Annotated in this window: 27 protein-coding genes; 8 read left to right on the forward strand and 19 right to left on the reverse strand. The window is 44.9% G+C overall.

What is annotated here, in order from left to right; all coding sequences use genetic code 11:
* Positions 1-55 precede the first annotated feature (55 nt).
* Entirely contained in the window at positions 56-1,219 is a 1,164-nt protein-coding gene (locus BUC05_RS10805) for an iron-containing alcohol dehydrogenase (protein WP_011247750.1), read from the reverse strand.
* A gap of 191 nt (positions 1,220-1,410) precedes the next feature.
* Here BUC05_RS10805 and BUC05_RS10810 point away from each other — a divergent pair, with 191 nt between their 5' ends.
* Positions 1,411-1,644 (forward strand): DUF378 domain-containing protein, encoded by a 234-nt coding sequence (locus BUC05_RS10810; RefSeq protein WP_011247751.1) that lies wholly within the window; start codon positions 1,411-1,413, stop codon positions 1,642-1,644.
* Positions 1,645-1,685: 41 nt separating this feature from the next.
* On the opposite strand, the gene yugI is transcribed toward BUC05_RS10810, so the two are convergent.
* From yugI to BUC05_RS10840, 6 genes are all read right to left on the reverse strand, one after another.
* Positions 1,686-2,087: a S1 domain-containing post-transcriptional regulator GSP13 gene (gene yugI / locus BUC05_RS10815; protein ID WP_011247752.1), complete on the reverse strand. Its 402-nt coding sequence runs from the start codon at positions 2,085-2,087 to the stop codon at positions 1,686-1,688.
* An 84-nt stretch (positions 2,088-2,171) separates the two neighbouring features.
* Complete coding sequence (locus tag BUC05_RS10820; RefSeq protein ID WP_011247753.1) at positions 2,172-3,308, reverse strand: DEAD/DEAH box helicase; 1,137 nt, start codon at positions 3,306-3,308, stop codon at positions 2,172-2,174.
* 79 nt (positions 3,309-3,387) lie between these two features.
* Complete coding sequence (gene thiM, locus BUC05_RS10825; protein ID WP_011247754.1) at positions 3,388-4,170, reverse strand: hydroxyethylthiazole kinase; 783 nt, start codon at positions 4,168-4,170, stop codon at positions 3,388-3,390.
* Positions 4,171-4,273: 103 nt separating this feature from the next.
* On the reverse strand, positions 4,274-5,461 hold the full coding sequence (locus BUC05_RS10830) for an aminotransferase (protein ID WP_372513837.1): 1,188 nt from the start codon (positions 5,459-5,461) through the stop codon (positions 4,274-4,276).
* Entirely contained in the window at positions 5,461-5,958 is a 498-nt protein-coding gene (locus BUC05_RS10835) for an Lrp/AsnC family transcriptional regulator (protein ID WP_011247756.1), read from the reverse strand. The genes BUC05_RS10830 and BUC05_RS10835 overlap by 1 nt, the downstream gene beginning before the upstream one ends.
* A 162-nt stretch (positions 5,959-6,120) precedes the next feature.
* Entirely contained in the window at positions 6,121-6,591 is a 471-nt protein-coding gene (locus BUC05_RS10840; protein WP_011247757.1) for an S-ribosylhomocysteine lyase, read from the reverse strand.
* Between the two features lie 126 nt (positions 6,592-6,717).
* Between BUC05_RS10840 and BUC05_RS10845 the strand changes: the two genes are divergently transcribed.
* Together BUC05_RS10845 and BUC05_RS10850 are read left to right on the forward strand one after the other, a co-directional pair.
* On the forward strand, positions 6,718-7,548 hold the full coding sequence (locus tag BUC05_RS10845; protein WP_011247758.1) for a YihY/virulence factor BrkB family protein: 831 nt from the start codon (positions 6,718-6,720) through the stop codon (positions 7,546-7,548).
* Positions 7,549-7,620: 72 nt separating this feature from the next.
* On the forward strand, positions 7,621-7,893 hold the full coding sequence (locus BUC05_RS10850; protein ID WP_011247759.1) for an HU family DNA-binding protein: 273 nt from the start codon (positions 7,621-7,623) through the stop codon (positions 7,891-7,893).
* A gap of 54 nt (positions 7,894-7,947) precedes the next feature.
* On the opposite strand, the gene BUC05_RS10855 is transcribed toward BUC05_RS10850, so the two are convergent.
* The 3 genes from BUC05_RS10855 to BUC05_RS10865 all read right to left on the reverse strand — a co-directional run bounded on the left by BUC05_RS10855 (position 7,948) and on the right by BUC05_RS10865 (position 11,340).
* Positions 7,948-9,276, reverse strand: coding sequence for a Na+/H+ antiporter family protein (locus tag BUC05_RS10855; RefSeq protein ID WP_011247760.1), 1,329 nt, complete (start codon positions 9,274-9,276; stop codon positions 7,948-7,950).
* Positions 9,277-9,457: 181 nt separating this feature from the next.
* Complete coding sequence (locus BUC05_RS10860) at positions 9,458-9,739, reverse strand: hypothetical protein (RefSeq protein WP_011247761.1); 282 nt, start codon at positions 9,737-9,739, stop codon at positions 9,458-9,460.
* Positions 9,740-9,849: 110 nt separating this feature from the next.
* On the reverse strand, positions 9,850-11,340 hold the full coding sequence (locus BUC05_RS10865) for a leucyl aminopeptidase (RefSeq protein WP_035202692.1): 1,491 nt from the start codon (positions 11,338-11,340) through the stop codon (positions 9,850-9,852).
* 137 nt (positions 11,341-11,477) lie between these two features.
* Between BUC05_RS10865 and BUC05_RS10870 the strand changes: the two genes are divergently transcribed.
* A complete protein-coding gene (locus tag BUC05_RS10870) occupies positions 11,478-11,948 on the forward strand; it encodes a divergent PAP2 family protein (RefSeq protein WP_011247763.1) in 471 nt (156 codons plus the stop codon).
* 39 nt (positions 11,949-11,987) lie between these two features.
* Here the strand turns inward: BUC05_RS10870 and BUC05_RS10875 are convergent, their stop codons facing one another.
* From BUC05_RS10875 to BUC05_RS10885, 3 genes are all read right to left on the reverse strand, one after another.
* Positions 11,988-12,608: a 3D domain-containing protein gene (locus tag BUC05_RS10875; protein WP_011247764.1), complete on the reverse strand. Its 621-nt coding sequence runs from the start codon at positions 12,606-12,608 to the stop codon at positions 11,988-11,990.
* 82 nt (positions 12,609-12,690) lie between these two features.
* Complete coding sequence (locus tag BUC05_RS10880) at positions 12,691-13,017, reverse strand: YuiB family protein (protein ID WP_011247765.1); 327 nt, start codon at positions 13,015-13,017, stop codon at positions 12,691-12,693.
* Positions 13,018-13,225: 208 nt separating this feature from the next.
* The gene (locus tag BUC05_RS10885) at positions 13,226-14,434 is read right to left on the reverse strand and encodes an NAD(P)/FAD-dependent oxidoreductase (protein WP_035202694.1); all 1,209 of its coding nucleotides are present in this window, start codon (positions 14,432-14,434) and stop codon (positions 13,226-13,228) included.
* A gap of 241 nt (positions 14,435-14,675) precedes the next feature.
* Between BUC05_RS10885 and BUC05_RS10890 the strand changes: the two genes are divergently transcribed.
* Positions 14,676-15,713 carry an NAD(P)/FAD-dependent oxidoreductase gene (locus BUC05_RS10890; protein WP_170969634.1) on the forward strand — a complete coding sequence of 346 codons (1,038 nt, stop codon included), beginning with the start codon at positions 14,676-14,678 and terminating at the stop codon, positions 15,711-15,713.
* Positions 15,714-15,800: 87 nt separating this feature from the next.
* On the opposite strand, the gene BUC05_RS10895 is transcribed toward BUC05_RS10890, so the two are convergent.
* Genes BUC05_RS10895 through BUC05_RS10910 form a run of 4 tightly spaced genes read right to left on the reverse strand, consistent with a single transcriptional unit; the run spans position 15,801 to position 21,186 of the window.
* Positions 15,801-16,925, reverse strand: coding sequence for a mannitol-1-phosphate 5-dehydrogenase (locus BUC05_RS10895; RefSeq protein WP_011247768.1), 1,125 nt, complete (start codon positions 16,923-16,925; stop codon positions 15,801-15,803).
* Positions 16,925-17,356: a PTS mannitol transporter subunit IIA gene (locus BUC05_RS10900; RefSeq protein ID WP_035202695.1), complete on the reverse strand. Its 432-nt coding sequence runs from the start codon at positions 17,354-17,356 to the stop codon at positions 16,925-16,927. Before BUC05_RS10900 ends, BUC05_RS10895 begins: the two co-directional genes overlap by 1 nt.
* A complete protein-coding gene (locus BUC05_RS10905) occupies positions 17,353-19,425 on the reverse strand; it encodes a BglG family transcription antiterminator (RefSeq protein WP_082111905.1) in 2,073 nt (690 codons plus the stop codon). Before BUC05_RS10905 ends, BUC05_RS10900 begins: the two co-directional genes overlap by 4 nt.
* A 54-nt stretch (positions 19,426-19,479) precedes the next feature.
* Positions 19,480-21,186 carry a PTS mannitol transporter subunit IIBC gene (locus BUC05_RS10910; RefSeq protein ID WP_073304679.1) on the reverse strand — a complete coding sequence of 569 codons (1,707 nt, stop codon included), beginning with the start codon at positions 21,184-21,186 and terminating at the stop codon, positions 19,480-19,482.
* Between the two features lie 235 nt (positions 21,187-21,421).
* Here BUC05_RS10910 and BUC05_RS10915 point away from each other — a divergent pair, with 235 nt between their 5' ends.
* On the forward strand, positions 21,422-22,264 hold the full coding sequence (locus BUC05_RS10915) for a transporter substrate-binding domain-containing protein (protein ID WP_073304681.1): 843 nt from the start codon (positions 21,422-21,424) through the stop codon (positions 22,262-22,264).
* Between the two features lie 11 nt (positions 22,265-22,275).
* The gene (locus tag BUC05_RS10920; RefSeq protein ID WP_073304683.1) at positions 22,276-22,941 is read left to right on the forward strand and encodes an amino acid ABC transporter permease; all 666 of its coding nucleotides are present in this window, start codon (positions 22,276-22,278) and stop codon (positions 22,939-22,941) included.
* Positions 22,942-23,068: 127 nt separating this feature from the next.
* Here the strand turns inward: BUC05_RS10920 and BUC05_RS10925 are convergent, their stop codons facing one another.
* The gene (locus BUC05_RS10925; protein WP_011247774.1) at positions 23,069-23,422 is read right to left on the reverse strand and encodes a HesB/IscA family protein; all 354 of its coding nucleotides are present in this window, start codon (positions 23,420-23,422) and stop codon (positions 23,069-23,071) included.
* Between the two features lie 53 nt (positions 23,423-23,475).
* Complete coding sequence (locus tag BUC05_RS21930) at positions 23,476-23,685, reverse strand: Spo0E family sporulation regulatory protein-aspartic acid phosphatase (RefSeq protein WP_306344753.1); 210 nt, start codon at positions 23,683-23,685, stop codon at positions 23,476-23,478.
* Between the two features lie 208 nt (positions 23,686-23,893).
* On the opposite strand from BUC05_RS21930, the gene mqnE reads away from it, so the two are divergent.
* Complete coding sequence (gene mqnE, locus BUC05_RS10935; RefSeq protein ID WP_011247775.1) at positions 23,894-24,988, forward strand: aminofutalosine synthase MqnE; 1,095 nt, start codon at positions 23,894-23,896, stop codon at positions 24,986-24,988.
* Positions 24,989-25,023: the final 35 nt, after the last annotated feature.

The raw sequence follows: 25,023 nt of genomic DNA on the forward strand, positions 1-25,023 counted from the left end.
CGTACATTATACACGGAAAAAGCTTGGTGAAGAATGAAAAAATATGGCCTCCCCTTTAAAGTGCCGCTTTTAAAATTTCAAGTGTTTGAGGCTTTCCGAGTTTATGGTAATTGCCATAAATCCCGTTCTCACAAGCAATGTCAGCAATTTGCTCAAGTTTGCTTTCATCAATGCCGTAATCAGCCAAACGGCTTGGGGCCCCTAATTGTTTCCAAAAAGCAGCTAACTTGTCAATCCCTTCAAGGGCGACATCCTGTTTGTCTTTGCCTGTTGGATCAACGCCAAACACGTTTGTAGCGAGCATCGCACTTCGTTCTGGATTGACATCAATGCTGTGGCGGAGCCAATGAGGAAATAAAATCGCAAGCCCGCCAGCGTGTGGAATATCAAAAACAGCCGAAACCGCGTGTTCAAGATTATGTGTACCCCAATCGCCTCGCGCACCCATTTGCGTGATTCCGTTCAAGGCCATCGTTCCGCTATAAAGAATCGTTTCCCGCAAATCCACATTTTCGAGATCATCTAACAACGGCGGGGCTGCTTCAATGACTGTATGCAAAATGGATTCGCAAATCCGGTCTTGCAACGGCGTATTCTCCGCTGGGTGAAAATAGGCTTCAAGAACATGGCTCATCATGTCGACAATGCCATAAACGGTTTGGTCTTGTGGAACCGAAAGCGTATTTATTGGGTCGAGAATAGAAAAGTTAGGAAAACTAAAAATGCTGCCCCAACCCTTTTTTTGATGTGTTTCCCAATTGGTAATCACAGAACCAGAATTCATCTCGGATCCAGTTGCTGCAAGCGTCAAAATCGTTCCAAACGGCAATGCATCCATAGGCGTTTCTTTCTTAGTAATAATATCCCAAATGTCGCCATCATGGCGGGCACCTACAGCAATGGCTTTTGTCGCATCAATCACACTGCCGCCGCCAACTGCTAAAATAAAGCCAATTTGCTTTTCTTTGCACAAATCAATTCCTTTTTGCACAGTTGTCAGCCGTGGGTTTGGCTCTACTCCTGCCAATTCGGTGACCGTACATCCTGCTAATTCTAATTGTTTCGTGACTTTTTCATACAAGCCGTTCTTTTTGATGCTACCGCCTCCGTAAACAAGCAAGACATTGCGATCGTAAACAACAAGCTCTTCTGCCAAATGTTCGGTTTTTCCTTGGCCAAAAATTAATTTGGTCGGATTGTAAAAAGTAAAAGCATCCATTTGCTTATTTCCTCCTTTGCTTAAAAAGCATCCTTTTTTATCGTATCTTTTCTTGCACGCCGTTGCAAAACAATTGCTTATTGCAACCAACCGATTATTGCCAACTAGCATTGCGTATATTCTGGAAGGCTATTCCACACCATAAAGGTAGCCACATCACAGATGTGTGCACAGAACGGGAGGTGAAAAAGATGAGCGGTATTCAAAGAACTGCGCTGGTCCTTGCGATTATCGGCGCGATCAACTGGGGTCTAATCGGTTTTTTCCGTTTTGACCTTGTCGCTTTTATCTTTAACGGCCAGGCATCGATTATTTCCCGCCTCATTTACGCTCTTATCGGTTTATCCGGGTTGTATGCTATTTCAATCTTAATGAAGCCGAAAGAAGAACTTGGGCGTGACCACGAAGTTGAGCCACAACGATAAGAAAAAAGCAGCTAGACCGTCTAGCTGCTTTTACCTTATTCTTATTTTTTCGCGCGCTTGTTCAAATCAGCTTGAATTTCATTGGACTGTTTTAACCACTCTTTAAGCTTGTCTTCGAGGGTATTGAAGCCCTGTTGCTTTTGTTGAGCGCCTTGAGGTTTCCCTTTGCCAGCACGTGGTTTCCCTTGCGGGCGAGCAGGCGCTTCTTGGGTCGCGCGGATTGACAAAGAAATCTTTCCAGACTCCTCGTCTACAGACATAATTTTTACTTTTACCTCATCTCCTACTGCCAATACATCGGCGATGTCTTTTACATAACCGTGCGCTACTTCAGAAATGTGTACAAGCCCTTGTTTTTTTTCGTCAATTGCGACAAAAGCTCCGAACGGCTTTATACCGGTAACTTTCCCTTCAACGATGCTGCCTTCCTCATAATTCGCCATAAATCACAACTCCTAAACATGTTTTAACCTTTTGATTTTACCACAGGACCTTCCTTTTAGTAAAGGATGATCGAATTTTTCCTTCTAATCGGTTAAAACCAAGCGCCCCCGTACAAGGGAAGCCGCTTTTATGTCGATGCCGAGTTGCTTTTCGTACTTTTCTTTTTTATAGTGTTCTCGCTGTTCAAAAAGTGTTACGACTTTACCGCTGCGCTGCATTCTTCCTGTACGGCCTGCACGATGCAAATAACTGTCTGGATCGGACGGCGCTTCTAACTGGATAATATGCGTCACCCCTTCAAGGTCGAGGCCACGTGCAGCGACATCTGTCGCCACCAAAATATGAGCTTCATTTGCAGAAAACGAAGCAATCGCTTTTTCCCGCTCTTGTTTTCCACTTTCAGAAGAGAGTGCCACCGCCTTCACTTTGCGGAAGCGCAGTTTTTCCACCGTCTCATTTAGCCTCTGCAAATGGTTGACAAACACAATCCCTTTTTCAATGTTCTCAGCAGCAATTAGTTTTCTCGTTACATCAACACGATTCCTCGCTTCCACCCACAAGCATAAGTGCTCGACACTGGCAGGAACAAGGGAACCTTTCGCTTCAATCCGTTTAATCGCAGGCGCGAATAGCGCTAATTTTTCTTCGAGCTTATCTGGGACTGTCGCCGATACAAACAAATATTGGGCATCTCGGCCAATCCGTTTTCCCAGTTCTTCCGTTTCAGCCCACTGCTCATCTTCTACAAACCTGTCTACTTCATCAATCACACATGTGTGGACCATTGCCAATTTGATTTTTTTCAAGCGAACCAGTTCAAGCAGCCGCCCAGGCGTCCCTACGACTATATGGGGCTTGCCTTTTTTTAATTTCTCTATTTGCCGTTTTATATTGGCGCCTCCTATGAACGGCATGCTTGTAATCGTTGTATGGTCCGTTGTTTCTTTTAAAACTTGCACAATTTGCATCGCCAATTCTTGGGACGGAGCCACAATGACTGCTTGTGTCGCCTGCTTGGAAACATCAATTTTAGCAAGCAGTGGCATGAGATAAGCAAGTGTTTTCCCCGTTCCCGTTTGAGAACGGGCCACTATATTCCCACCAGCCAAAGCTGCCGGAATCACCGCAGCTTGAATGGCGGTTGGCTCTTTTATCCCTTTGGCAAGCAAATTGGCGCCAATAGCATCAGGCCAATTGGCCGATTGAAAATGATTAATCATTGGTTGCTCCTTTACATAAGCGATCAGGCCACACAGTCTCATTCGCTGCATGTGGCTCGATCCAAGTCTAGCTTCGTTCCTAACAAATCTGTTCTACTCGTTTCAAAGCAGCCGCTTTTTCGTCCGTCATATTGCCGAGCTCATTTAAAAATGTTTGCTGGAAAGAGCCGATTCCTTCTTTCTTAGTTTGCTCATATGCTTGTTCTGCGCAAACGCCATAAAAGGCAAGTGCTTCAACCGCAGCGTCGACAAGACTATTAGGCTGAACAGCAGCATAAGCAGCAATCACACCTCCGAGCAAACAGCCTGTACCCACGACTTTCGTGAGCCACTCGTGACCATTTGCAACGGCTACTAGTTGTTCGCCATTTGAAACAGCGTCCACCTCTCCTGTTACTACGACAACGGTCCGAAGCGCTTTAGCGGCCTGCAGGCATAGCTCTTTCACATCAGCATTGATCTTGCCATCAACACCTTTTACCGTACCTGCCTGTCCAAGGAGGGCAGCAATTTCCCCAGCATTTCCGCGAACGACGGCAACGTCGACTTCGTTTAAAATCCGCTTTGATATTTCGTTTCGAAACGGCGTAGCCCCTACTCCAACAGGGTCAAAAATAACAGGTTTGCCTGCTCTGTTTGCCGCTTTTCCCGCTAAAACCATCGAGTCGACCCCTTCGTTGGAGGGTGTGCCTATATTAAGGAGAAGCGCATCTGCCACAGAGGCCATGTCTTCCGTTTCTGCAGCGGAAAAAGCCATTACTGGCGAAGCGCCAATAGCAAGCAAGCCATTGGCGGTAAAATTCATCACCACGTCGTTTGTCATACAGTGGATTAACGGGTTGTTTTGCCTTACCAGTTCCAATTTGTCTCCCTCCAAACATACATAGCAAGCATAGCCTTATTTTGCAAAGCAACGCTAAATCTATGCGATCCTTTCGGTTTATTCAAGTGTTTCGCTCTGTTTATTAGCGCAATTCGAGCCTTCTTAAAAAGCGTCCAATCCGCTCAAGCGCTTCTTCTAAGTGGGTTAGCGAAGTTGCATAAGAGCAACGAATATGCCCTTCTCCGCCCTCACCAAACACAGAACCTGGCACAACAGCGACACGTTCTTCCTTTAATAAGGCTTCCGCAAATTCTTCTGACGTAAACCCTGTATGGGCAATCGATGGAAATGCATAAAGGGCGCCGTCTGGATGATGGCACGGCAAACCAATTTCTTTCGCTGTTTTCACAAAGAAGTTGCGTCTTTGTTGATAAGACAGCTTCATCCGTTCTACATCATCCATTCCGTGTTGCAACGCTTCAAGCGCTCCGTATTGGGCCATTGTTGGCGCACACATAAGGCTGTATTGGTGGATTTTCAACATCGCTCCTAAAAGATCAGGAGGGGCTAGGGCAAAACCGACGCGCCAGCCTGTCATCGCAAATGCTTTGGAAAACCCATTAATGACAATTGTTTGCTCTTTCATGCCAGGAAGGGTCGCAAAGCAAACATGCTCTTTGTCGTAGGCTAGTTCGGCATAAATTTCGTCAGAAAAAACAAACAGGTTGTGCTTGCGGACGATGGCGGCAATGTCCTCTAAACACTTTTTGCTAATCGAGGATCCGGTTGGGTTATTTGGGTAACAAATCATGATTGCTTTTGTTTTATCGGTAACAGCTGCTTCAATATCAGCAGGCCGCACTTCAAAATTTGTTTCAGCCGACGTCCCAACCGGCACAGGAACGCCACCTGCCATTGTGACAAGGGGCGCATAAGAAACAAAAGTCGGCTCAACGATAATCACTTCGTCTCCTTCATTTAAAATCGCCCGCATGCCAAGGTCAATCGCTTCGCTAGCTCCTACTGTGACCAAAATTTCTGTATCAGGATTGTATGAAACGGCAAATCTTGTTTCCATGTAATGCGAAATCGCCTCGCGCAACTCAATTAAACCGGCATTCGCTGAATATGCCGTATACCCTCGCTCAAGAGAGAAAATGCTTTCTTCTCTAATATTCCATGGCGTCACAAAATCCGGTTCACCGACACCTAATGAAATCACATTCTCCATTTGCGAAGCTAAATCGAAAAAGCGGCGGATGCCTGAAGGCTTGATTTCTGAAACACGGTCTGATAAGCGGGAATAGGAAGTCATCGCTACTTTCTCCATTATGGGCTCACCACGATTCGTTTGTCAGACTCTGGCTCTTTAAAAATTACGCCATCATGTTTATATGTTTTTAATTGAAAATGGGTCGTCGTTGATAAGACGGAATCAATCGTCGATAGGCGTTCTGACACAAAACGGGCTGTTTCTTGCATCGTCTTGCCTTCGATCACGACAGACAAGTCGTATGCGCCAGACATTAAATACAGTGCTTTCACTTCTGGAAAACGGTAAATTCGCTCGGCAACTTCATCAAAACCAACGCCCCTTTTTGGAGCGACTTTCACATCGATTGTCGCTGTAACGGTTTCTTTGGCAGGCAATTTCGTCCAGTCAACAACTGCCGAATAGCTAAGGATGACATTTTTATCTTCTAGCTCTTTTACATATTGATCAACTTCTTCGCTAGTCAAATCAACCATTTTTGCAATTTTGTTTGATTCCAGACGTCCATTCGCTTCAATAATCTGTAAAATTTCATAAGCTTTTTGGTCTAACATGGACGCTCTCCCCCCATCGTTTGTTCTTTCTTGCAGCATTTTTGTATTCCTAATGATACCACACAAGCAGCTAAATTGGTCTAATGAAAAATGAAGGAAAAACGCCTGCCTTCCTTGTATCTATAGAAAAAAGCCGCACATTGATATGCAGCTTTTTCTCATTTAAAATACTTGCTTTAATGAACCTTTGTCTTCAGATAGCCATTTGCGCATGACTTCTTTCGTTCCTTCCAAATCATGCAATGCCGCTTGCCCACATTCTTTTTCCGTAGCCGCAGGAACGGTTTCAATTGACAGCGAATACGTCATTGTCTTTTCAAGAACATCGATGATTTCTTCGACAGACGGGGTTCCGCTCATTATTAAGTAATAGCCGGTTTGGCACCCCATTGGCGAAATATCGATGACATCAAAATGGTCATATTCCTCTGAAAAACGGCGAATGTTAATAGCAAGCAAATGTTCTAACGTATGAATCACGCCAGGTTTTAGCGCTTCTTTATTAGGCTGGCAAAACCGAATGTCAAACTTGTTCACTTCGCCGTCACTGCCAATCTTGTGTTTCCCACAATGGCGGACATACGGGGCCTTTACAATCGTATGGTCAAGTTCAAAACTTTCTACTGAAGGCATCGTACCCACTCCTTTTGCATTTCCTTTTAGTATATAGGATAATGAGTCGTCCTGTCGAAGTGTTTGTTTATGATTTTAAAAGAGCGGGTATAAATCAATGGGTTGTTTCATGTCTGGAGGGAGAATATGGACTTGCGTTTTGCTCGTTTATTTACAAAGAAATTGATTGCCCAATTAAAAAGCGACCCTATTCCTGATTTAGCGGCTACGCTTGCTTTTTATTTTATTTTATCGATTTTTCCACTGATGATTTTTGTGCTCGCCGGTGTATCCTTTTTTGAAATTAACAATGACGAAGTGCAAAACTTAATTAATGCCTATTTTCCTGGTGAAATTGGTGACACGTTCAGCCGAATTGTCCTAAATACGATTGGCGAACCACAAGCGGGCTTGCTGTCAATTGGGATTTTAGGCACGCTCTGGTCTGCTTCAAACGGCATCAATGCTTTTATTCGTTCAGTGAATCGTGCTTACAACATTGAAGAGACGAGGCATTTTTTAAAGCTCCGCAGCATTGCAATTGGATTGACTGTTGGTATGGTGTTGCTTATTATCATCACACTCGCGCTTCCCGTATTCGGAAATCAAATTTTAAACCTTCTTGAGGCGTTTTTGCTCCTTCCGACCGAGGTTGTTGCTATGCTCGATAATTTCCGTTGGATTGCGGCATTTGCGATCATGATTGTCGCTCTTATGGCGTTATACTGGATTGCGCCTAACGCCAAGCAGCGTTTTCGCGATGGGCTAATAGGCGCTATTTTTGCCACAATTGGCTGGCAGTTAATTTCTTTTTTCTTTTCCCTATATGTCAGCAATTACGCCAATTACGAAAGCACATACGGCCCATTGGCAGGCGTCATCATTCTCATGTTTTGGTTTTTCCTGACTGGGATTATCCTCATTGTCGGCGCGGAAATAAACGCGACATTGCATCATTTGCGAAAAAAAAGCGCTTAAAACGTATAGAAACTCACTATGTGGGTATGATGGTAGCAGAACTTACCAATTAGTCATTTGAGGAGTGGTATGATGAATAAAACAGAATTGATTAATGCCCTTGCTGAACGCACCCAGCTTTCAAAAAAAGATGCATCGGCTGCCGTTAACAGCATGTTTGATTTAATTTCTGAGTCACTTGGCAAAGGTGAAAGTGTCCAGCTAATTGGCTTCGGCAACTTTGAGGTCCGCGAGCGGGCAGCAAGAAAAGGACGCAACCCGCAAACAGGCGAAGAAATCGATATTGCTGCTACAAAAACGCCTGCATTTAAAGCAGGCAAACAATTAAAAGACGCTGTAAAATAACAAAACGCAAGCGCTCCCTGCGAACGCTTGCGTTTTTTTCGTTCCGATTCTTTCCTATAAGATCATTGCTGCGATCCAACCGAAAATAAACAGCGGAACAGTAAAGTGAAGAAAAGTCGGGACACATGTATCCCAAATATGGTTGTGTTGGCCGTCGGCATTCAAGCCTGCCGTAGGGCCAAGCGTTGAATCAGATGCAGGCGCTCCTGCATCCCCAATTGCCCCTGCTGCACCAATGAGCGAAATAATCGCCATGGTCGATAAGCCTAGCTCCATTCCAAGGGGCACAAATAAAACGGCAATGATCGGGATGGTCGAAAACGATGAACCAATGCCTAAAGTAATGACTAGCCCAACAGCAAACATGGCCGCTACCGCAATTGCTTTATTGCCTCCAATCGTAGCAACGACGTCGGCCACGAGCGTTTCTACGTGTCCAGTTTCCCTGATTACATCAGCAAAACCAGCCGCGGCTAGCATGACAAAGCCGATAAAAGCCATCATTTTCATCCCATCGGTAATCATATCGTCCGCTATGCGAAATTGCACAGCTCTTGTGGCCAACAATACAAAAATGCCAGACAACGCAGCTGGTATCATCGAGTCGTTGTATGCCCACTGCACAGCAACTGTAACGACTACTGCTGCTCCAGCAGCAGTCAGTGTCCACTTTGTATAAGGTTGCTGTTCTTCAGCGTGCTCAAACCCAGCAAGTGGTTCGTTATGATACGCTCTGTTTTTGCGATAACTTACAAATACGGCAAGCACCAAACCAAGTACAGAACTTGCCGTCGGCAACAGCATCGCTTCAGGGATCATCGCCATATCAATGACAAGCCCACTTTGTGCCATATTGTCGGCAATGATCCGATGAAAAAGTTGGCCGAACCCATAAGGGAGAAGCATATACGGAGCAGTGAGGCCAAAAGTAAGAATACAAGCAATTAAACGCCTGTCTACTTGTAGCTGATTTAAGATGGTCAAAATCGGCGGAATTAAAATGGGAATAAAAGCAATGTGGATCGGTATAAGATTTTGTGACATACACGCAACAATAGTCAACATTAAAAAAAGCAACATTTTTGTCAACGTCTGCTGCCTGCTCTCTCCTTTTCGTTCCATCCATTGCTGGAGTTTGCTAATCAAAAAGTCTGGTAACCCTGTTTTAGCTAGCGCAATCGCAAATCCACCCAACAGAGCGTAACTAAAAGCAATTTCTGCATTGCCTCCTAATCCAGCCGTAAAAACTTCGATAGTTGTGTTAAAACTTAGCCCGCCGACAAGCCCGCCGACAATAGCCGAAATCGCTAAAGCCAACACGACATGCACACGTAGCAAACTCAAAAGCAGCATTAAGCCAACCGCCACGACAACAGCATTCATACATACCCATTCCTTTATCTTATTAAATCATTAAACAACGAAAACATTTACTACGTTACCACGGCTGTTTTTTTCTGTCAACCATTGCCGTGCTGCCAAAGATTAAAACGCCTCCCATTGATCAGCAAACATATAAATAGGCAAAATAAAAAACGCTAAAGGCATAACCTTTAGCGTTTCATTAAAAAGCAATAATTTTTGTAAACGATAATGATTTGTTGCGGCGCCCTTTTAATTGGTAAGAAATAGTGTCGCCTGCTTGAACAGACAATTTTACTGGTTCCGTAAAGGATGCATCATTTGTAGCAAAAAGCGTATGGGTGCCTGCTGGAACTTCAATCGTCATTTTTTGTTTTCGTTTTAATGCACCGACAAAATGGTCGTTAAGAAAAACACGGCATTTTCGCCCCATGGTGCCAAGTTCGCGCGTACGCTTTATTTCGACATAGGCCGTTTCAATCATTTTGTTCTCCTTCCTCGTCCAGAAACAATCTGCTCACACGAATCCTTACTCCGTATTATAATCTTATTTCCCCATGCGTACAAGAACAAAAAATGGGAAACGAAAGTAAGTTATGCTTCGCTTAACGACTCCACATAATGGGCTAATGTCCGCGCCATCACACCTGTGGCTCCTGCTGGACCAATGTTGGTTGCTTTGTTTAAATAACCCGTTCCAGCAATGTCGAGATGGACCCACGGCGTTTTTTCAGCAAAGGCACCGATAAACAACCCAGCTGTTATGCTTGCACCTGGGCGTCCAGGTGAATTGTTTAAGTCGGCGATATCGCTCGATTCTAACAGCTTTTTATACCCTTTTCCACTTGGAAACCGCCAAATTGGCTCTCCAGCTTTGTCGCCTGCTGCTTTCACCGCCTCCATGAGCGCATCATCGTTAGCGACTGCCCCAGTCGTTTCGTGGCCAAGAGCCACCACACAAGCGCCTGTTAACGTCGCTACATCGATAAGCCGTTTGGCGCCAAGCTGTTTCGCATACGTAATCCCATCTGCTAAAACCAAACGCCCTTCGGCGTCTGCATTGCGCATTTCGATTGTTTTGCCGCTTAGTGAACAGATGACATCACCCGGCTTCATTGCGGAGCCATTAATTAAATTTTCACTTGATGGGATGACGGCCAAGACATTGACTTTCGGTTTCATATCACCAATAATCGCCATCGCCCCAAGCACTGCTGCCGCTCCGCCCATATCGTTTTTCATTTCATGCATGCTGGCAGGAGGTTTTAACGAATAGCCACCAGAATCAAACGTAATTCCTTTTCCGACAAGCCCTGTTACATCGTCGCTTTCAGGATTGCCATCGTATCGGATAATGATCATTTTTGGCGGTTGATCGCTTCCATTAGCGACAGCTAATAGCGCCCCCATTCCAAAGCGTTCCATATCCTCTCGCTCAAGAACATTGAACGAAAAGCCGTATTTTTTAGCAAGCGCCTCAGATTCATTGGCCAAGTCGCTTGGCGTTAAGAGGTTGCCTGGCATGTTCACGAGCTTGCGCGCCAAATTTGTCCCCTTTCCATATGTATATCCTCGATCAGCATAAAAGGTGAGCCCTTCTCTGTTGCTATAAAGCGTCACTTTTGCAAGGCTTCTAATCGGTTCATTGCTCTTTTCTTTATACGTCTGTTTATCGTAGCTGCCAAGAGCAAGGCCTTCTCCAATTCCGAAGGCAGCGTCTTCCGGCGAAACAGCCTCTGTCACAAAGCCATCTAGCAACACGCCTGCAGTTTCTACACGTTCTTTTTTTAGTTGCTTTCCTACATGGCCGAGATATTCCCGCAACTCGTCTGCCCCGAATCCATCCTCTTCCCCTAAGTAGACCGCATAAATACGTTTAGCTGCAATCAAACTAAGTGTAGGAATGGTAAGAATACCGCCGCTTTGCTTTGGGAATATGGTTTGCTTTTTTAACTCTCCTAGCTGTCCTGCCAATGCCTCGTCTAGCGCCTTCACTATACCGCTAAAAGGCTTTTTCTTCCATATACCGACAACGAGCACTTCTTCAGACGAAGCCGTTGTCCATTGATCTGTTAGATAAAACATGCAATTCCCTCCTCACTGCCAGTATACCATAGCGACTAAAATCCCTTACAAAAAATCAATATCCCGTCAAGGAAATCGCTATGAACGTATGTTATACTATACGAATTAAAGAGGCTTATCAGCGAAAGGAAGAGAACATGGAAATTTTGGATAATTTCCCGCTTTGGGCGGCATTTATGGCAATTATTATTGCGCAAGCGATTAAGATTCCACTCGCCTTCTTTGCTACAAAAAAACTTGATTTTTCATTGTTCACAAGCACAGGTGGGATGCCTAGCTCTCATTCAGCGGCTGTTACCGCCTTGTCTACTGCCGTAGCGATAGAGCATGGGTTGGACTCTTCCCTTTTTGCCGTATCTGCTGTCCTCGGCATTATTGTTATGTTTGATGCTACAGGCGTTAGGCGCCACGCAGGCTACCATGCCACTGTGTTAAACCAGCTCGTGCAAGATTTCAACAAGCTTGTTGAAGAAATTAAAACGTGGCCTAAAAAAGAAAACGAACAAAAACTAAAAGAGTTACTTGGCCATCAGCCAATTGAAGTATTTTTCGGCGCGTTGCTGGGAATTATCCTCGCGTTGCTATTGCATACATGGTTCATAGGTTAAACGCAAACGGACAGGCTTTTGAACAGCCTGTCCGTGCCATTATGTGCGACTACGAAACACATGTATAGACGCATCGCTATTTAAATCATCAAGCTCTTTTTGCGTCAATTCGCCGCTTCCTTTTTTAATCATGTACACGTCAAGCTCTTGTTTCCCCCACTCGTTATAAACATCCGAAACGGTAGGATAATATAAATCAATGTGTTTCCCCTTTATAGCCGATCCTGTATCTGCCACTACCCCATACCCGTAACCTGGTACAAATAAAATAGAGCCAATCGGAAACACAGCAGGATCGGCAGCAATCGTGGAATACGTATTACGCTCCACCGGCAATCCAGAAAAAGTAATGCCATAAGCAGGATCGCCAGGCGCTTTCCCAGTTGACTCGACTCCTGCCGTATAGCCCGTGGCAGTTACTCTTGTCCGTTCATAAAGACTGGTATCCAATTCCTCTTCCACCATTTTGTAAACGGGTACTGTTACACCTGGAATTGTCTTTGCTTGGACAGCAGTGCGTTTTTCGACGTTCGGTAGAGAATGAAAATGAAAAACGGTTAAATTCGTAAAGATATGAACAGTTGTGAGCAAGGCAGCCATAAACAAAACGACCATTACCCCGCGAAACATCCATTTTCTTAAGTGGGTTGATTTAAGCATTCGTCACACTCCTCTTTCTACAGCATTGCCAGCAAAAGAGAGAATATGCACAAAAAAACAGGCTAAAATCACGCCTGTTTGCTTAAAACATTTGATAGCCCGCTTTGCGGAGCAGTTTCATAATAATCCCCGAAGCAACGGCACCTAAAAAGCCGCTAGTCAAAATAATCAAGTCTGCTAGATGAAGAGACACGACTTTTTCAAACAAAGCCGCAAATGCTTGTCCTGGAGCAGCGATATATTGGCGATAAGGTTCTTCATTAACAATCAGCAACACCACAATCGGATAAAGAAACGCCATAATCCATGTTAACCGCAGCACCATATTAAGCAAAAAACCGATACCCGCAAACAAAACAAAAAACAGCAAAATCGATACGATCAGTTGCAGTATATGGATTTCATTCATGTAAGCGCCCTCCTACAAAACTTAGTGTACTAAAAAAGCTTCCTGTTGTCGACAAAGTCGAAACGATTGAAAGCCTGTCAGACGAGCCGTAGCAAACGATCATACGAACGTCAGCCGCAAACACTATAACAAGTCGGCATCAATCTGAGCTTCTGAACATAGAAAAGGGACGAATTTTGGCTAAGCAAAATTCGTCCCGCTTCGCTTATTAAAAAGGAAATTTGCCTTTTTTCAACGTTAGGAGTGGGCCGCCAAGAATAAAGAGTGCCCGGTTATCAATCATTTTTTTCATAAAGTTTGCTGTGCCGCCGTAAATTTTGCGGGAGCCAACAACGCCAATTGCTTGCTTTCCGCCAAGAGAAGCGACAGTCCCTTTATTGTCAAACTTGAAGGTTTCAAGGTCCGTGCTCCCCTTGTTCAAGGCAATTAAGTTATTCGCGCACGTTTTCGCCATTTGCATCGCGATTTGCGCAGTTGGCGGATATGGCCTGTTAATTTCTTCATTAATGATAAGTGCACAGTCGCCAATAATGAAAACATCATCATGGCCTGGAGCACGCAAGTCAGGATTGACTTTGACACGGCCGCGCATTGCTTCAAATCCTGATTTCTCAATAACAGGGTTTCCGCGTACACCAGTCGCCCAAACAACCGTTTCCGCTTTAATTTCTTCCCCTTCGCCGACAATGACACCAGAAGCAGTGACTTCTTTAATCGGTGTGTTGATTTTAAACTCAACGCCGCGGCTTTCTAACAAGTTCATAGCGTATTCAACCAGTTCTGGATCGAAGCCAGGCAACGCAGTTGGTGCTGCTTCAACGACAAACAACCTTACTTTTTCACGAGGCACATCATATGTTTTGCAAAGCTCAGGCACACGCTCTGAAAGTTCGCCAATAAACTCGATTCCTGTAAATCCTGCACCTGCAACCACAAATGTGAGTAACCCTTCATGCTTGTCCTCTACATTGTTATAGTTAGCAAATTGGGCATCAATATGGTCTTTGACTTGGCGCGCTCCGTTAAGCGTCCATTTTGTGAAAGCATGCTCGTGTACGCCAGGAATGCCAAACGTCTCAGCTGTTGCTCCTAGCGCTAGCACTAAGTAGTCATATTCAAGCTCGCCCTCTTTTAACATGACTTTCTTTTCGTCGGTTTTTACTTCCAACACTTCATCTTGCACAAAATTGACCCGACTTGTGTTTAAAACATCGGCGATCTTGACCCGTGTCCGGTCAGGCTCAAGCGTTCCCGCAGCCGGTTCGTGGAGCCAAGTTGTTTGGTAGTGGTAATCATGTTTGTTTACAAGGGTAATGGATGCATCATTTGGCCCTAACTTCTTTGACAGCGTAACCGCTGTATTCATGCCGCCATATCCTGCCCCAGCGATTACAATTCTTGCCTTGTTCACTCTCATCACTTCCGCTTTCGTTAAATATTTTGGTGTTTGTGATTCATTTCACTTTCTCTTTCAGATAATGCCCATTTTCAATAATTCGCCACAATCTCTAACACTTTAATCATATTCGTTTTTTGTTCAAATTTCAACTCCCCTATAAAAAAAAGTAACCACTATTTCTATCATGTTTCTTTCCATCGACAAAAACGGATAGGTGCAAGGAAAAACAGACCTGTCCTTTGTATTTGCCTGAAAGTGCATGTATAATGAGAAAGGATTTCATTTTCACTTGGGGGTGGAGGTTTTGCAAGAACAGAAAGACATGTTTGATCTAACTATTATCGGTGGCGGTCCTGCTGGATTATTCGCTGCCTTTTATGCAGGAATGCGCAAAATGAAAGTAAAAGTGATCGAAAGCATGCCTCAACTTGGCGGACAGCTTTCGGCCCTTTATCCTGATAAATACATTTACGATGTTGCTGGATTTCCAAAAGTAAAAGCGCAGGACTTGGTTGATCAACTGACTGCCCAAGCGCAACAGTTTCAGCCAGAAATCGTTTTAGAAGAAGCGGTGCAAACGCTTGAAAAGCAAGAAGATGAAACGTTTGTGTTGACTACTGATGCCAATATCCATTATACAAAAGCGGTATTGATTACAGCCGGAGCTGGCGCATTCGCCCCGCGTAAACTCCAAGTCGAAAAAGCTGACTTCTACGAAGACAAAAACATCCATTATTTTATTCGCGACTTAAGTGCTTTTACAGGCAAACGTGTTGTCGTTATTGGCGGCGGCGATTCAGCTGTTGACTGGGCGCTCATGCTTGAGCCAATTGCCAAAGAAGTGACGCTCGTCCATCGCCGTGACGCCTTCCGCGCCCACGAGCACAGCGTCGATTTGCTTAAAAAATCGTCTGTACGAATTTTGACGCCCTATGAAACGGCAGAACTTCATGGCGACGAAAACGGCGTCACTGCGGTAACCTTTTCAGAAGTGAAAGGAGATCAGACAGAAACGATTGCTGTTGATGATGTGATCGTAAACTTTGGCTTCGTGTCCACGCTAGGACCAATTAAAGAGTGGGGGCTTGAAATCCGCAAAAATGCGATTCCAGTTAACACCAAAATGGAGACAAACATTCCTGGCGTTTATGCCGCTGGCGACGTCAGCACGTATGACGGCAAAATTAAATTAATTGCTACCGGTTTTGGCGAAGCGCCTACCGCTGTCAACAATGCGAAAGTATACATTGACCCGACGGCTCGCGCATTCCCGGGACATTCAACAAGCCTGTTTTAAAACATACAAGAAGCCAGTTTCAGCGGAAACGCCCAGACTGGCTTCTTTTCATTTTTACGTTTTCTGTTAGGCCCTCGCCAAAGCCATCTACTCTTTAGCGACGATTTCAACAAGCGGATGATCTTTTTCTAATTTAGAAATTTCACAGAACGCGTCCACATACCCTTTTTCATCGACAAGGGCTCGCAGCTCCTCGCTTTCTGGATCCCCTTCCGCATAAAAGTGAAGGGCATCAAAAATCGTTTCTGCCAAAGACTCAGGATGAAGCCCTTTTTCAGCTAAATACTTCGCAGGTTTAACGAGGCGATCTGCTGGTCCCAGCTTACGGATAGGGCCGCGGCCAACTCGTTCAACCAAGTCTTCAAGATGAGGGTTTTGAAAACGGAGAAGAATTTTGTCGATATAATCTTCATGGGCTTCGGCATCAAACTGGTATTCCTCTACAAGCATCGCTTTCGTTTCATTAAGAGCACCGCGGACACGGTGTTTAATATAATCATCCGCCAAAGCCTCTTTAATCGTTTTCTTTCCTTTGCGATAGCCAACATAAGCAGCAACCGCGTGCCCAGTGTTAACTGTGAATAACTTGCGCTCAATGTATGGAGCTAGATCCTCAACAAGCACTGCTTTGCCGAGCTGAACAGCATCTCCTTTCAGAGCAGGCTTTTCGACGACCCACTCAAAAAAAGGTTCTACTGTGACATGAAGAATATCATCTGATTGGACATTCGGCACAATCCGATCGACAGCAGCATCAGCGAAGCCAGCATCCTTCAACAAGGCTGTCGTTTCTTCTTCAGAAAGATGGGACAAAACGTCTTTTTTCAATTGAGAAGTCGCCCGGATTGCATTTTCACAGGCAATCATGTTGACTGGCTTACTTGCAGTCCGTTGTTTTAATCCTTGTGCAATCGTCTTAGCAATATAGGGCAAAACAGTCGGTCCTACAGCAGTTGTAACGATATCCGCTTCGGCAATTGCGTCAATCGCTTCTTTTTCATTTGTTTTGCTGTTAATTCCACGCACATTTGTAACCGTCTCAGTCTCTTTTCTTTCGCCCGCAACCGTTACTTTGTACTCATTCCGCTCGTTCAGGGCATCAATGATTTTCTCATTGACATCAACAAACGTTACTTCATAACCTGCATCGACCAGTAATGCGCCAATAAAACCACGGCCAATGTTGCCTGCGCCAAAATGAACAGCCTTCATCATTCTGTTACTCCTGAAAAAAAGTCAAGTACGTCTTCAGCTGTTTTCACTTGGAGAAGCGCTCTGACATTGTCCTCTTCCGAGCACGCAATCGCTATTTTGGAAAGGATCTCTAAATGCTCATCTCCTTTGCCAGCAATGCCGATGACAAGCTGCACAGGGTTGCCATTCCAGTCAATTTCATGGTCTAGCAATAAAATCGATAAGCCAGACTGTGTAACATCCTCTCGGGCATCCTCTGTCCCATGGGGAATAGCAAGCAAGTTCCCCATATAAGTAGACGTCAATTCTTCACGGGCAAACATTTTGTCAATGTACTGCTCATTCACATAGCCTTGGTCAGCCAGCACTTGTCCGGCAAGTTTGATCGCTTCTTCTTTCGAGCCCACGCTCGCACCAATTTTAATGTTCTCTGCTTTTAAAATGCTCATGATTGGTCCACTCCTTCATTTATATACGATATCATAAACTCGCGGCACTTTTGTTCAAGAAACTGTGTAATTTCGCGTTCTCTCCCTTGATAGAAAAGTGCCGTTTCGTCATCTGATCCAATCAGCAAAATGCTAACAAAACTCATAAACGCAAGCTCCTGTTCTGCTAAAGCTTCAGGGGCAAGCATAAGAATCGCTCGTTTAATGCGTTCATTGCCATCAGCCATTGAAGCAACTTGCGCTTCTGTTTTTAGATCCAAAAAGACAAACACAGGCCGCTTAATTTCGTTTAAACGAGTATGGAACAAGGCCAACCCTGTACCAGGAATGCCAATCCCACCTAGCCGCTCCCTCGCAAGCAGCGCATCATACACTTGTTTGGCCTCGGATAACGCCCCTTCTTCTTCAAGAATGTCGCAATAAACACGAATCCCTGCAAGAAGTTCATCCACAGCAACAAGACGAACAGACTGTAAAAAAGAGTCGATAAAGGATGCCATCCGTTTAATGTCTGCAAATGAGCGCTTTTCTTCCACGTTTGTGCGAATAGTCGGCGCCGCCGTGATCGTTTGCTCATTTAAAAGCTCATCGATATTTGCTTTAATTAAACTTGCCTCGTCAGCAGTTAACATCGGGCTGACACGGAGCGCTTGCCTGTTATTCGTCTCCACCTTGACGGTTGAAATGAACAAATCAAAGTTGGCAGGATCATATTTGTCCAAATCAAACAAAGAGGCGTTTGTAATAGAGGAAATTTCGGGAAATTCTTGTCTAATACGGCTCGCCAACATTTTGGCCGAACCAATTCCGCTTGAACATACAACCAATGCTGATAAAGACACGGATCGTTTGCGCCGCTCAAGGGCAGCCCCGAAATGCAACGTTAAAAAACCAATTTCTTCTTCAGGCAGCTTAAGGGGTGCGAACGCCTCACTTGCTTGTTTAGCTGTTACGGCAAACAGAGCAGCATAATCGGCTTTGACTTTTTCAAGCAGCGGGTTATGGATCTTCATTCCTTGCCTCACCCGGTAGAGAGCAGGTTTCAGATGAGCGAGCAACCCTTGGAATAAGGACGGTTCAGCTAAAGAGACAGACAAATCCTGTTCCATTCCGGCAATAAACTGCTTTAATCTGCCTGCCAATTCTGCATTGGACTGCTCAAACGGCTCGCCTTGTATATGCCCAATTCTCGCGCCACGCAAATGCATGACTAAATAGCCAATTTCTGCTTCAGGAATCGTTATTTGGAACGTTTGCGCAAGCGCTTCGGCTAACTCCTGTGCAACCGGCAGGCTATCTTCCTTATGCAATGCTTCAAGCTGGCCCGCGTCCATTCTAATTTGTTCGCCTTGCTTAATTCGTTCAATCGCTAAAGTGGCATGGACGACAAGAGCAATAAAAGATTGGTCAGCCATGTCATCAAAATGTTTTTCTTTCACACGTTGTATCGTCGACTGGACAAGGCGGATTGTTTCTAAGTCAACAAAATGCAAAAGACGGCTAGCGACTTCATTTTGCATTTGGCCTGAATAGACGGCTTCATAAAATGCTTCCTCCGTGAGGTTTTCCGATAAAATGGCCGACATCGCTTGGCGAATATTCGTTTCCGTGCCTTTTACAGCAATGCCGTAGCCCCGTTTACGGATCAATTTAATGCCAAACTGTTCCAGCCATTCGGCCGCCTTTGTCAAGTCACTGCCAACAGTGGCAGGCGTGACGTTCAACTCTTTAGCAAGAGCGAACAGCTTAACTGGTTCATTGGCATCTAGAAGCAGGGCCAATAGTAACCCTACACGTTCATCGCTCGTGAAATCACCGGCATTGATCGTTTGTAGCTTCTCCTTTAACGCTAGCTTATACGTAGACGCCCCTTCTAATACAAGAAAATGGCCTCTGTGTAATGAGAGCTGATGATTCGCGGCCACTTTCGCTAAACTTGGCAAATCTCGTTGTATCGTGCGTACACTAACAGAGGCCACATCAGCTAGCTCTTGCAATGTCAATCCTTGCTCGTTAGCAAGCAAAGCCTGCAGCAAGACGCGCTCTCTTGCCGTCATATGCACACTCATCCCCCCCTTCCCTATTAAATAAATAGACAACATCCCCTTAAAGGGGATGTCGTTTTATTTTAGACGCTCCACAAGCTCGTCATAGCGGGGACTGCTTAAGAAGTTCTCTACGGATAGATGTTCAGCATCAGGCTGTTTTTGTTTCGCTCGTTCTGTCAAGTCTTTATGGGTGATGACAAGATCCGCGTCTGCTGGAATGTTGCTAACGGCTGTATTCGATACATGGATACCCGTAATGCCCGCTTTTTTAAACTTGTCTTTTAAAAGTGAAGCGCCCATTGCGCTAGAACCCATACCTGCATCGCAAGCAAACACAATTTTTTCAATTGGCTTGTCTGTAGGCTGTTGTTCCTCTTGTGCGTGTGCTTCTTGCAGCTTCTCAATGATTTCTTGGTAGCGAGGGCTGTTCATAAAGTTGTCAACCGATACATGGAGCGCATTCGGTTGTTTTTGTTTGGCCCGCTCCGTTAAATCTTTGTGTGTAATGATTAGATCTGCGCTATCCGGTATGTTGCTGATGGCTGTATTGGCCACCGAGATGCCTTCAAGCCCTGCTTTTTTAACGCGGTCTTTCATAATCGAAGCGCCCATCGCACTTGATCCCATTCCTGCGTCACAAGCAAAAATAATCGATGATACCTTTCCATAGTCGACCTCAGCTGTCTTTTCCGGCTCAGCCGCAGCGGTCGTTTTCCCCTTCATTTCTTTGATTTTCCCTTGTGCTTCCTCTAAATTCTCTTCCTCGCCTTTGCGGTCAAACTTGAGGATCATGGATGCGACAACAAACGAAATCGCCGTTGCGACAAGAACGCTTAAAATGACGCCCACATAACTATCCGACGCTGTAAGCAATAAAATGGAGATAATGCTTCCAGGAGACGGAACGCTCACCAATCCAGCATTAAACAGCGACAAAGTGAAAATACCGCCTGCTCCGCCAAGAATAGCTGCTACGATCAACAATGGCTTCATCAGCACGTACGGAAAATAAATTTCGTGGATGCCGCCAAAGAAATGGATAATTCCTGCTCCATAAGACGAGGCACGGGACGCACCTTTCCCAAAAATCATATAAGCAAGAAGGATACCCATCCCTGGGCCAGGGTTAGCTTCAAGCAAGTAAAGGATCGACTTGCCGTACTCAGCGACTTGCCCAGCAGCAATTGGGCCGATGACGCCGTGGTTAATTGCATTATTTAAAAACAAAATTTTAGCTGGTTCGATAAAAATCGAAACGAGCGGCAAGACGCCCCAGCTAATCATAGCGTCAACGCCTGTTTCTAATACTTGTGTAAAGGCAGCGACCAGCGGTCCGATCGCTAAAGAGCCAAATAAAGCTAAAGCGGCACCAAGAATCCCGGCAGAAAAGTTATTGACAAGCATTTCAAAACCTTGCTTGATTTTCCCTTCCATTACTTGGTCAAACTTTTTAATGACATATCCACCAAGAGGCCCCATAATCATTGCCCCGATAAACATTGGCATATCCGCTGCAACGATGACACCCATCGCTGCGGTGGCGCCAACAACACCGCCCCTAAAATCATGGACGAGACGTCCGCCGGCAAAAGCGATTAACAGCGGCAACAAATAGGTGATCATCGGGCTAACAAAACTTTCGAACAACTCAATGCCAGACGGCACGGCAATTGCTGTGAGTAAGCCCCACGCGATGAAAGCCCCAATATTTGGCATGATCATGCTGCTTAAATTGCTGCCAAATTTTTGTACTCGAGAACGGATGCTCCCTTTTTCAGCCATTCTATTTCCTCCTTTAGAATGATAATCATAAAAATGGATGAGTGCTATCTCTCGAGCTTCATCTTAATCGCCTTTAGCATCTCCTTCAATAAAAGAAAAATGCAATTTCGTCGTTTTTGTCGCGACAAGATTATATTTGTTGGCCTTATTTATAATGGAAGAAACAAGTTTCTTGATTGTTCGTCCGTTTATCCCCATACTAACAAAGGACGTATACTTTCAGGAGGAATGATAGATGAAAAAGCAACTGTTTCCTTACATTGGGCTTGCTGCTGCTGCCTTGCTCAGCGCTTGCCAAGGAGGAGAGCCGGCTGAAGAAAACGCGAGCGACGAGAACCAAGCATGGGATGCAATCGAAGAAAAGGGAACGATCGTCGTTGCCACTGCAGGGACTTTATTCCCGACGTCCTACCATGATGACGATAATGGACTGACAGGGTTTGAAGTCGAACTTGTTAAAGAAGTAGCTGATCTCCTCGGCGTCGATGTGACATTTGAAGAAATAGGCGTCGAAACGATGACACAAGCGCTAAACAGCGGACGGGTGCACCTTGCTGCCAACAGTTTAGCCATTACCGAGGAACGGCAAAAGAACTTTGACTTCTCGTTGCCATATAAGTTTTCTTACGGAAGTGCGATTGTACGTGCCGATGATTTATCTGGCATTGAAACATTAGAAGACCTAGATGGCAAAATTGCCCTAGGAGCGCCAACAACGACGTATATGCAAAAAGCGGAATCGTATGGTGCAGAGCCTTTGTTCTTTGACAATGTCACCAATGACGTTTACTTACGTGCAGTTGAAACAGGGCAAGGGGATGTGATTTTAAATGACTTTTACTTGCAGTCTATTACAGTTGAGGCGATGCCAGACATAGACGTCGTTGTCCACCCAACGCTCTTTTACGACCCGAGTGAACAAGCATTTATGATGGCAAAAGGAGAGACCCGTCTGAAAGAGGCAGTCGACGAAGCGCTTGAACAGCTCCTTGCTGATGGCACTGCCAGTGAGTTGTCCAAACAGTTTTTTAACGGCCAGGATGTCACAACATTGCCTGATGATATTGAATTTCAATAGGATGTTGGCAGATGCGTTCATTTGATCTAAACCTTGCCATTGAATCCTTTCCGTTTATTTTAAAAGGCTTGCAATATACGCTTTTTGTGGCTGTAATTAGCATGGCCATTGCACTCGTGTTCGGGTTTATACTAGCGCTTGGACGTATGTCAAAACAAGCATATGTTCGCATACCGTGTATGCTGTTTATTTCTTTCAACCGTGGTGTGCCGATTTTGCTCTTATTGTTTTTACTATATGCCGCTTTGCCGGAATTTGGGTTTCAGCTAAGCGCAGTAGCTGCAGCTATTGTAGGCTTCAGCCTGAATACGTCGGCGTACGTCGCTGAAGTGAACCGCTCCGCCTTGGCTGCCGTTGACCGTGGACAACATGAAGCAGCCGCTTCCCTAGGGTTGTCAAAAGCAAAAGCCATGCAGCATATTATTTTGCCACAGGCGGTCCGTATTGCATTGCCGCCGCTTAGCAATATTTTTTTAAGCCTGGTTAAAATGACGTCAATCGCGTCCACGATTGCTTTGCCTGAGCTCATGTACCAAGCTCGGATCGTCGGCGGCAGGGAATTTAATTATTTTACCGTTCTAGTCGTTGCTGCCTTGATTTATTGGGGTATTTGTTCACTGTTGTCTCTGTTGCAACGCTACTTAGAAAAACGGTTTAATCGTTATATTGAAACTTAAAAAGCGGGCGGCAGAGAGATTCTGCCGCCCGTTTAGACTGTACATATCGTTCTATTCAATCTTCCCAAACGTATTTCAGTTTAAAGGAAGCCCCAGACAAACGCTCGTCTTTGCTGACAACGTTTTTTTAACAATCTTCCGGCGTTCCTGCATTGGCAGCTGTACGGAAAGATGCGCCGCAGCCGCAGTTGGCAATCGCATTTGGATTATCGAGTGTAAAGCCGCCGCCCATCATGTTTTGTTTATAGTCGATCACCAATCCTTTTACGATTGGCTCGCTTTCTTTGTCGATCAAGACGTCGATGCCATTGACATGGATTTTCGTATCTTCTTCGTCTTGCTCATTGTCGAAACCCATTGCGTAGGAAAGGCCCGAACAGCCGCCCCCTTTTACGCCAATCCGAAGCATGAGGGACGCATCGCCTTCCTCTTTTTTCATTGCTTCGATTTGGCTTGCAGCCGAATCCGTAAGAGTAATCATTCCACATGCCTCCCTTCTTTATTCTTACAGTATAGAGGGTTTTGTAAGAAGACTCAAGTTTTCGGAAACGAACGCTTCGATTCCATTTCTAACAAGTAATTATGAATTAAGTCAATTTCTTTGCTATATGTTAACACAATAGGATGTGACATGCCGTACTGCTTTGCTGCGATGAGCATTTTAGCCCTTAGGCTCTCTAGCCTTTCTAGACAAGCCTCATATGTTAAACGCAATACGACCACCCCACTATTATCACTATTCACCTTTTTGCATATTGCCTACATTTTACAGATTATCCCCTTGCCACGCAACGATAATCTTCCATTTGTTATTAGTTTGTAATGTTTTCTTTTGCGCTGGAGTTTGGTTCACGCTCCTTTCATTCTAAAAATGGTAGTAGTATAATAGGTTCGTACGGATTTGAAGGGAACACGATGTGAATGTGAATTGTTCCAAAAGGAGGAAATGAAGATGAGTGTACTACTTGCAGACACGAAGCTTCAAGAAGTGAAAGAGAAAGTGTTGCATGGCGAGCGCCTTTCGATAGAAGATGGCCTTGTTTTATATGAAACGCCTGATTTGCTCGGAGTTGCACAATTGGCTAATATCGTCAACGAGCGAAAAAACGGGCAAAACGTTTATTTCATCGAGAATCTTTATATCAACCCAACGAATGTGTGTGAAGCCAACTGCGGATTTTGTGGCTTTAAGCGCAAACCAGGCGAAGAAGGCGCTTATACAATGGATGAAGAAGCGCTATTAAAATATGTAGAAGATCGTTGGAACGACAACATCCGCGAATTTCATATCGTTGGCGGTCACAACAATGAAGTCGGTTTTGAGTATTATGTGAATACCGTAAAAACGTTGAAAAAGCACTACCCGCAAGTGACGATTAAAGCGTATACAGGGGCAGAGATTGAATTTTTCTCACGCCTTGCTGGCATTTCTATGAAAGAAGTAATCCAAACGCTCATGGATGCGGGGCTGGCCACTTTAACTGGAGGCGGTGCAGAAATTTTGACCGAGCGCTATCGTGCTATTATGAGCCCGGATAAAGCATCAACAGACCAATGGCTCGAAGCACACGAAACCGCTCACAACCTTGGCTTGCGCACTCATTCAACGATGCTTTACGGCTCAGTTGAAACGAAAGAAGAGCGCTTGATTCATATGCAACGCGTCCGCGACTTGCAAGACCGTACAAATGGTTTTATGGTTTTCATCCCTCTAGCGATGCAGCCGCGCAATGTAAAGGCAGGCTTAAACCGCCGTACGTCTGCATACGATGATATGCGTACGATTGCGGTCAGCCGCCTTATGCTCGACAATTTCCAGCATATAAAAGCGTACTGGATTAACATTGGCGTTCAATTGACGCAAATGGCGTTGACTTTTGGCTCCAGCGACATCCATGGCACATTAATAGAAGAACGAATTTCCCATTCTGTTGGCGCATTAACGTCTGCAGGCATCACGAGAAAAGAACTGATTCATATGATCAAAACAGCTGGCAAAACACCAATTGAACGCGACACTTTCTACAATGAAATAAAACGCTATTAACAGATTAAAAGCCTGTCCGCAAACGTGCGGAACAG

The sequence above is a fragment of the Shouchella rhizosphaerae genome, from assembly GCF_900142675.1.
GTDB classification, from domain to species: Bacteria; Bacillota; Bacilli; order Bacillales; family Bacillaceae_D; genus Shouchella; species Shouchella rhizosphaerae.

Coding starts and splice junctions, on each gene's coding strand:
- BUC05_RS10805 (WP_011247750.1), bottom strand. CDS start 1,219: ATGGATGCTTTTACTTTTTACAATCCGACCAAATTAATTTTTGGCCAA.
- BUC05_RS10810 (WP_011247751.1), top strand. CDS start 1,411: ATGAGCGGTATTCAAAGAACTGCGCTGGTCCTTGCGATTATCGGCGCG.
- yugI (WP_011247752.1), bottom strand. CDS start 2,087: ATGGCGAATTATGAGGAAGGCAGCATCGTTGAAGGGAAAGTTACCGGT.
- BUC05_RS10820 (WP_011247753.1), bottom strand. CDS start 3,308: ATGATTAATCATTTTCAATCGGCCAATTGGCCTGATGCTATTGGCGCC.
- BUC05_RS10830 (WP_372513837.1), bottom strand. CDS start 5,461: ATGGAGAAAGTAGCGATGACTTCCTATTCCCGCTTATCAGACCGTGTT.
- BUC05_RS10835 (WP_011247756.1), bottom strand. CDS start 5,958: ATGTTAGACCAAAAAGCTTATGAAATTTTACAGATTATTGAAGCGAAT.
- BUC05_RS10840 (WP_011247757.1), bottom strand. CDS start 6,591: ATGCCTTCAGTAGAAAGTTTTGAACTTGACCATACGATTGTAAAGGCC.
- BUC05_RS10845 (WP_011247758.1), top strand. CDS start 6,718: ATGGACTTGCGTTTTGCTCGTTTATTTACAAAGAAATTGATTGCCCAA.
- BUC05_RS10850 (WP_011247759.1), top strand. CDS start 7,621: ATGAATAAAACAGAATTGATTAATGCCCTTGCTGAACGCACCCAGCTT.
- BUC05_RS10855 (WP_011247760.1), bottom strand. CDS start 9,276: ATGAATGCTGTTGTCGTGGCGGTTGGCTTAATGCTGCTTTTGAGTTTG.
- BUC05_RS10860 (WP_011247761.1), bottom strand. CDS start 9,739: ATGATTGAAACGGCCTATGTCGAAATAAAGCGTACGCGCGAACTTGGC.
- BUC05_RS10865 (WP_035202692.1), bottom strand. CDS start 11,340: ATGTTTTATCTAACAGATCAATGGACAACGGCTTCGTCTGAAGAAGTG.
- BUC05_RS10870 (WP_011247763.1), top strand. CDS start 11,478: ATGGAAATTTTGGATAATTTCCCGCTTTGGGCGGCATTTATGGCAATT.
- BUC05_RS10875 (WP_011247764.1), bottom strand. CDS start 12,608: ATGCTTAAATCAACCCACTTAAGAAAATGGATGTTTCGCGGGGTAATG.
- BUC05_RS10880 (WP_011247765.1), bottom strand. CDS start 13,017: ATGAATGAAATCCATATACTGCAACTGATCGTATCGATTTTGCTGTTT.
- BUC05_RS10885 (WP_035202694.1), bottom strand. CDS start 14,434: ATGAGAGTGAACAAGGCAAGAATTGTAATCGCTGGGGCAGGATATGGC.
- BUC05_RS10890 (WP_170969634.1), top strand. CDS start 14,676: ATGTATAATGAGAAAGGATTTCATTTTCACTTGGGGGTGGAGGTTTTG.
- BUC05_RS10895 (WP_011247768.1), bottom strand. CDS start 16,925: ATGAAGGCTGTTCATTTTGGCGCAGGCAACATTGGCCGTGGTTTTATT.
- BUC05_RS10900 (WP_035202695.1), bottom strand. CDS start 17,356: ATGAGCATTTTAAAAGCAGAGAACATTAAAATTGGTGCGAGCGTGGGC.
- BUC05_RS10905 (WP_082111905.1), bottom strand. CDS start 19,425: ATGAGTGTGCATATGACGGCAAGAGAGCGCGTCTTGCTGCAGGCTTTG.
- BUC05_RS10910 (WP_073304679.1), bottom strand. CDS start 21,186: ATGGCTGAAAAAGGGAGCATCCGTTCTCGAGTACAAAAATTTGGCAGC.
- BUC05_RS10915 (WP_073304681.1), top strand. CDS start 21,422: ATGAAAAAGCAACTGTTTCCTTACATTGGGCTTGCTGCTGCTGCCTTG.
- BUC05_RS10920 (WP_073304683.1), top strand. CDS start 22,276: ATGCGTTCATTTGATCTAAACCTTGCCATTGAATCCTTTCCGTTTATT.
- BUC05_RS10925 (WP_011247774.1), bottom strand. CDS start 23,422: ATGATTACTCTTACGGATTCGGCTGCAAGCCAAATCGAAGCAATGAAA.
- mqnE (WP_011247775.1), top strand. CDS start 23,894: ATGAGTGTACTACTTGCAGACACGAAGCTTCAAGAAGTGAAAGAGAAA.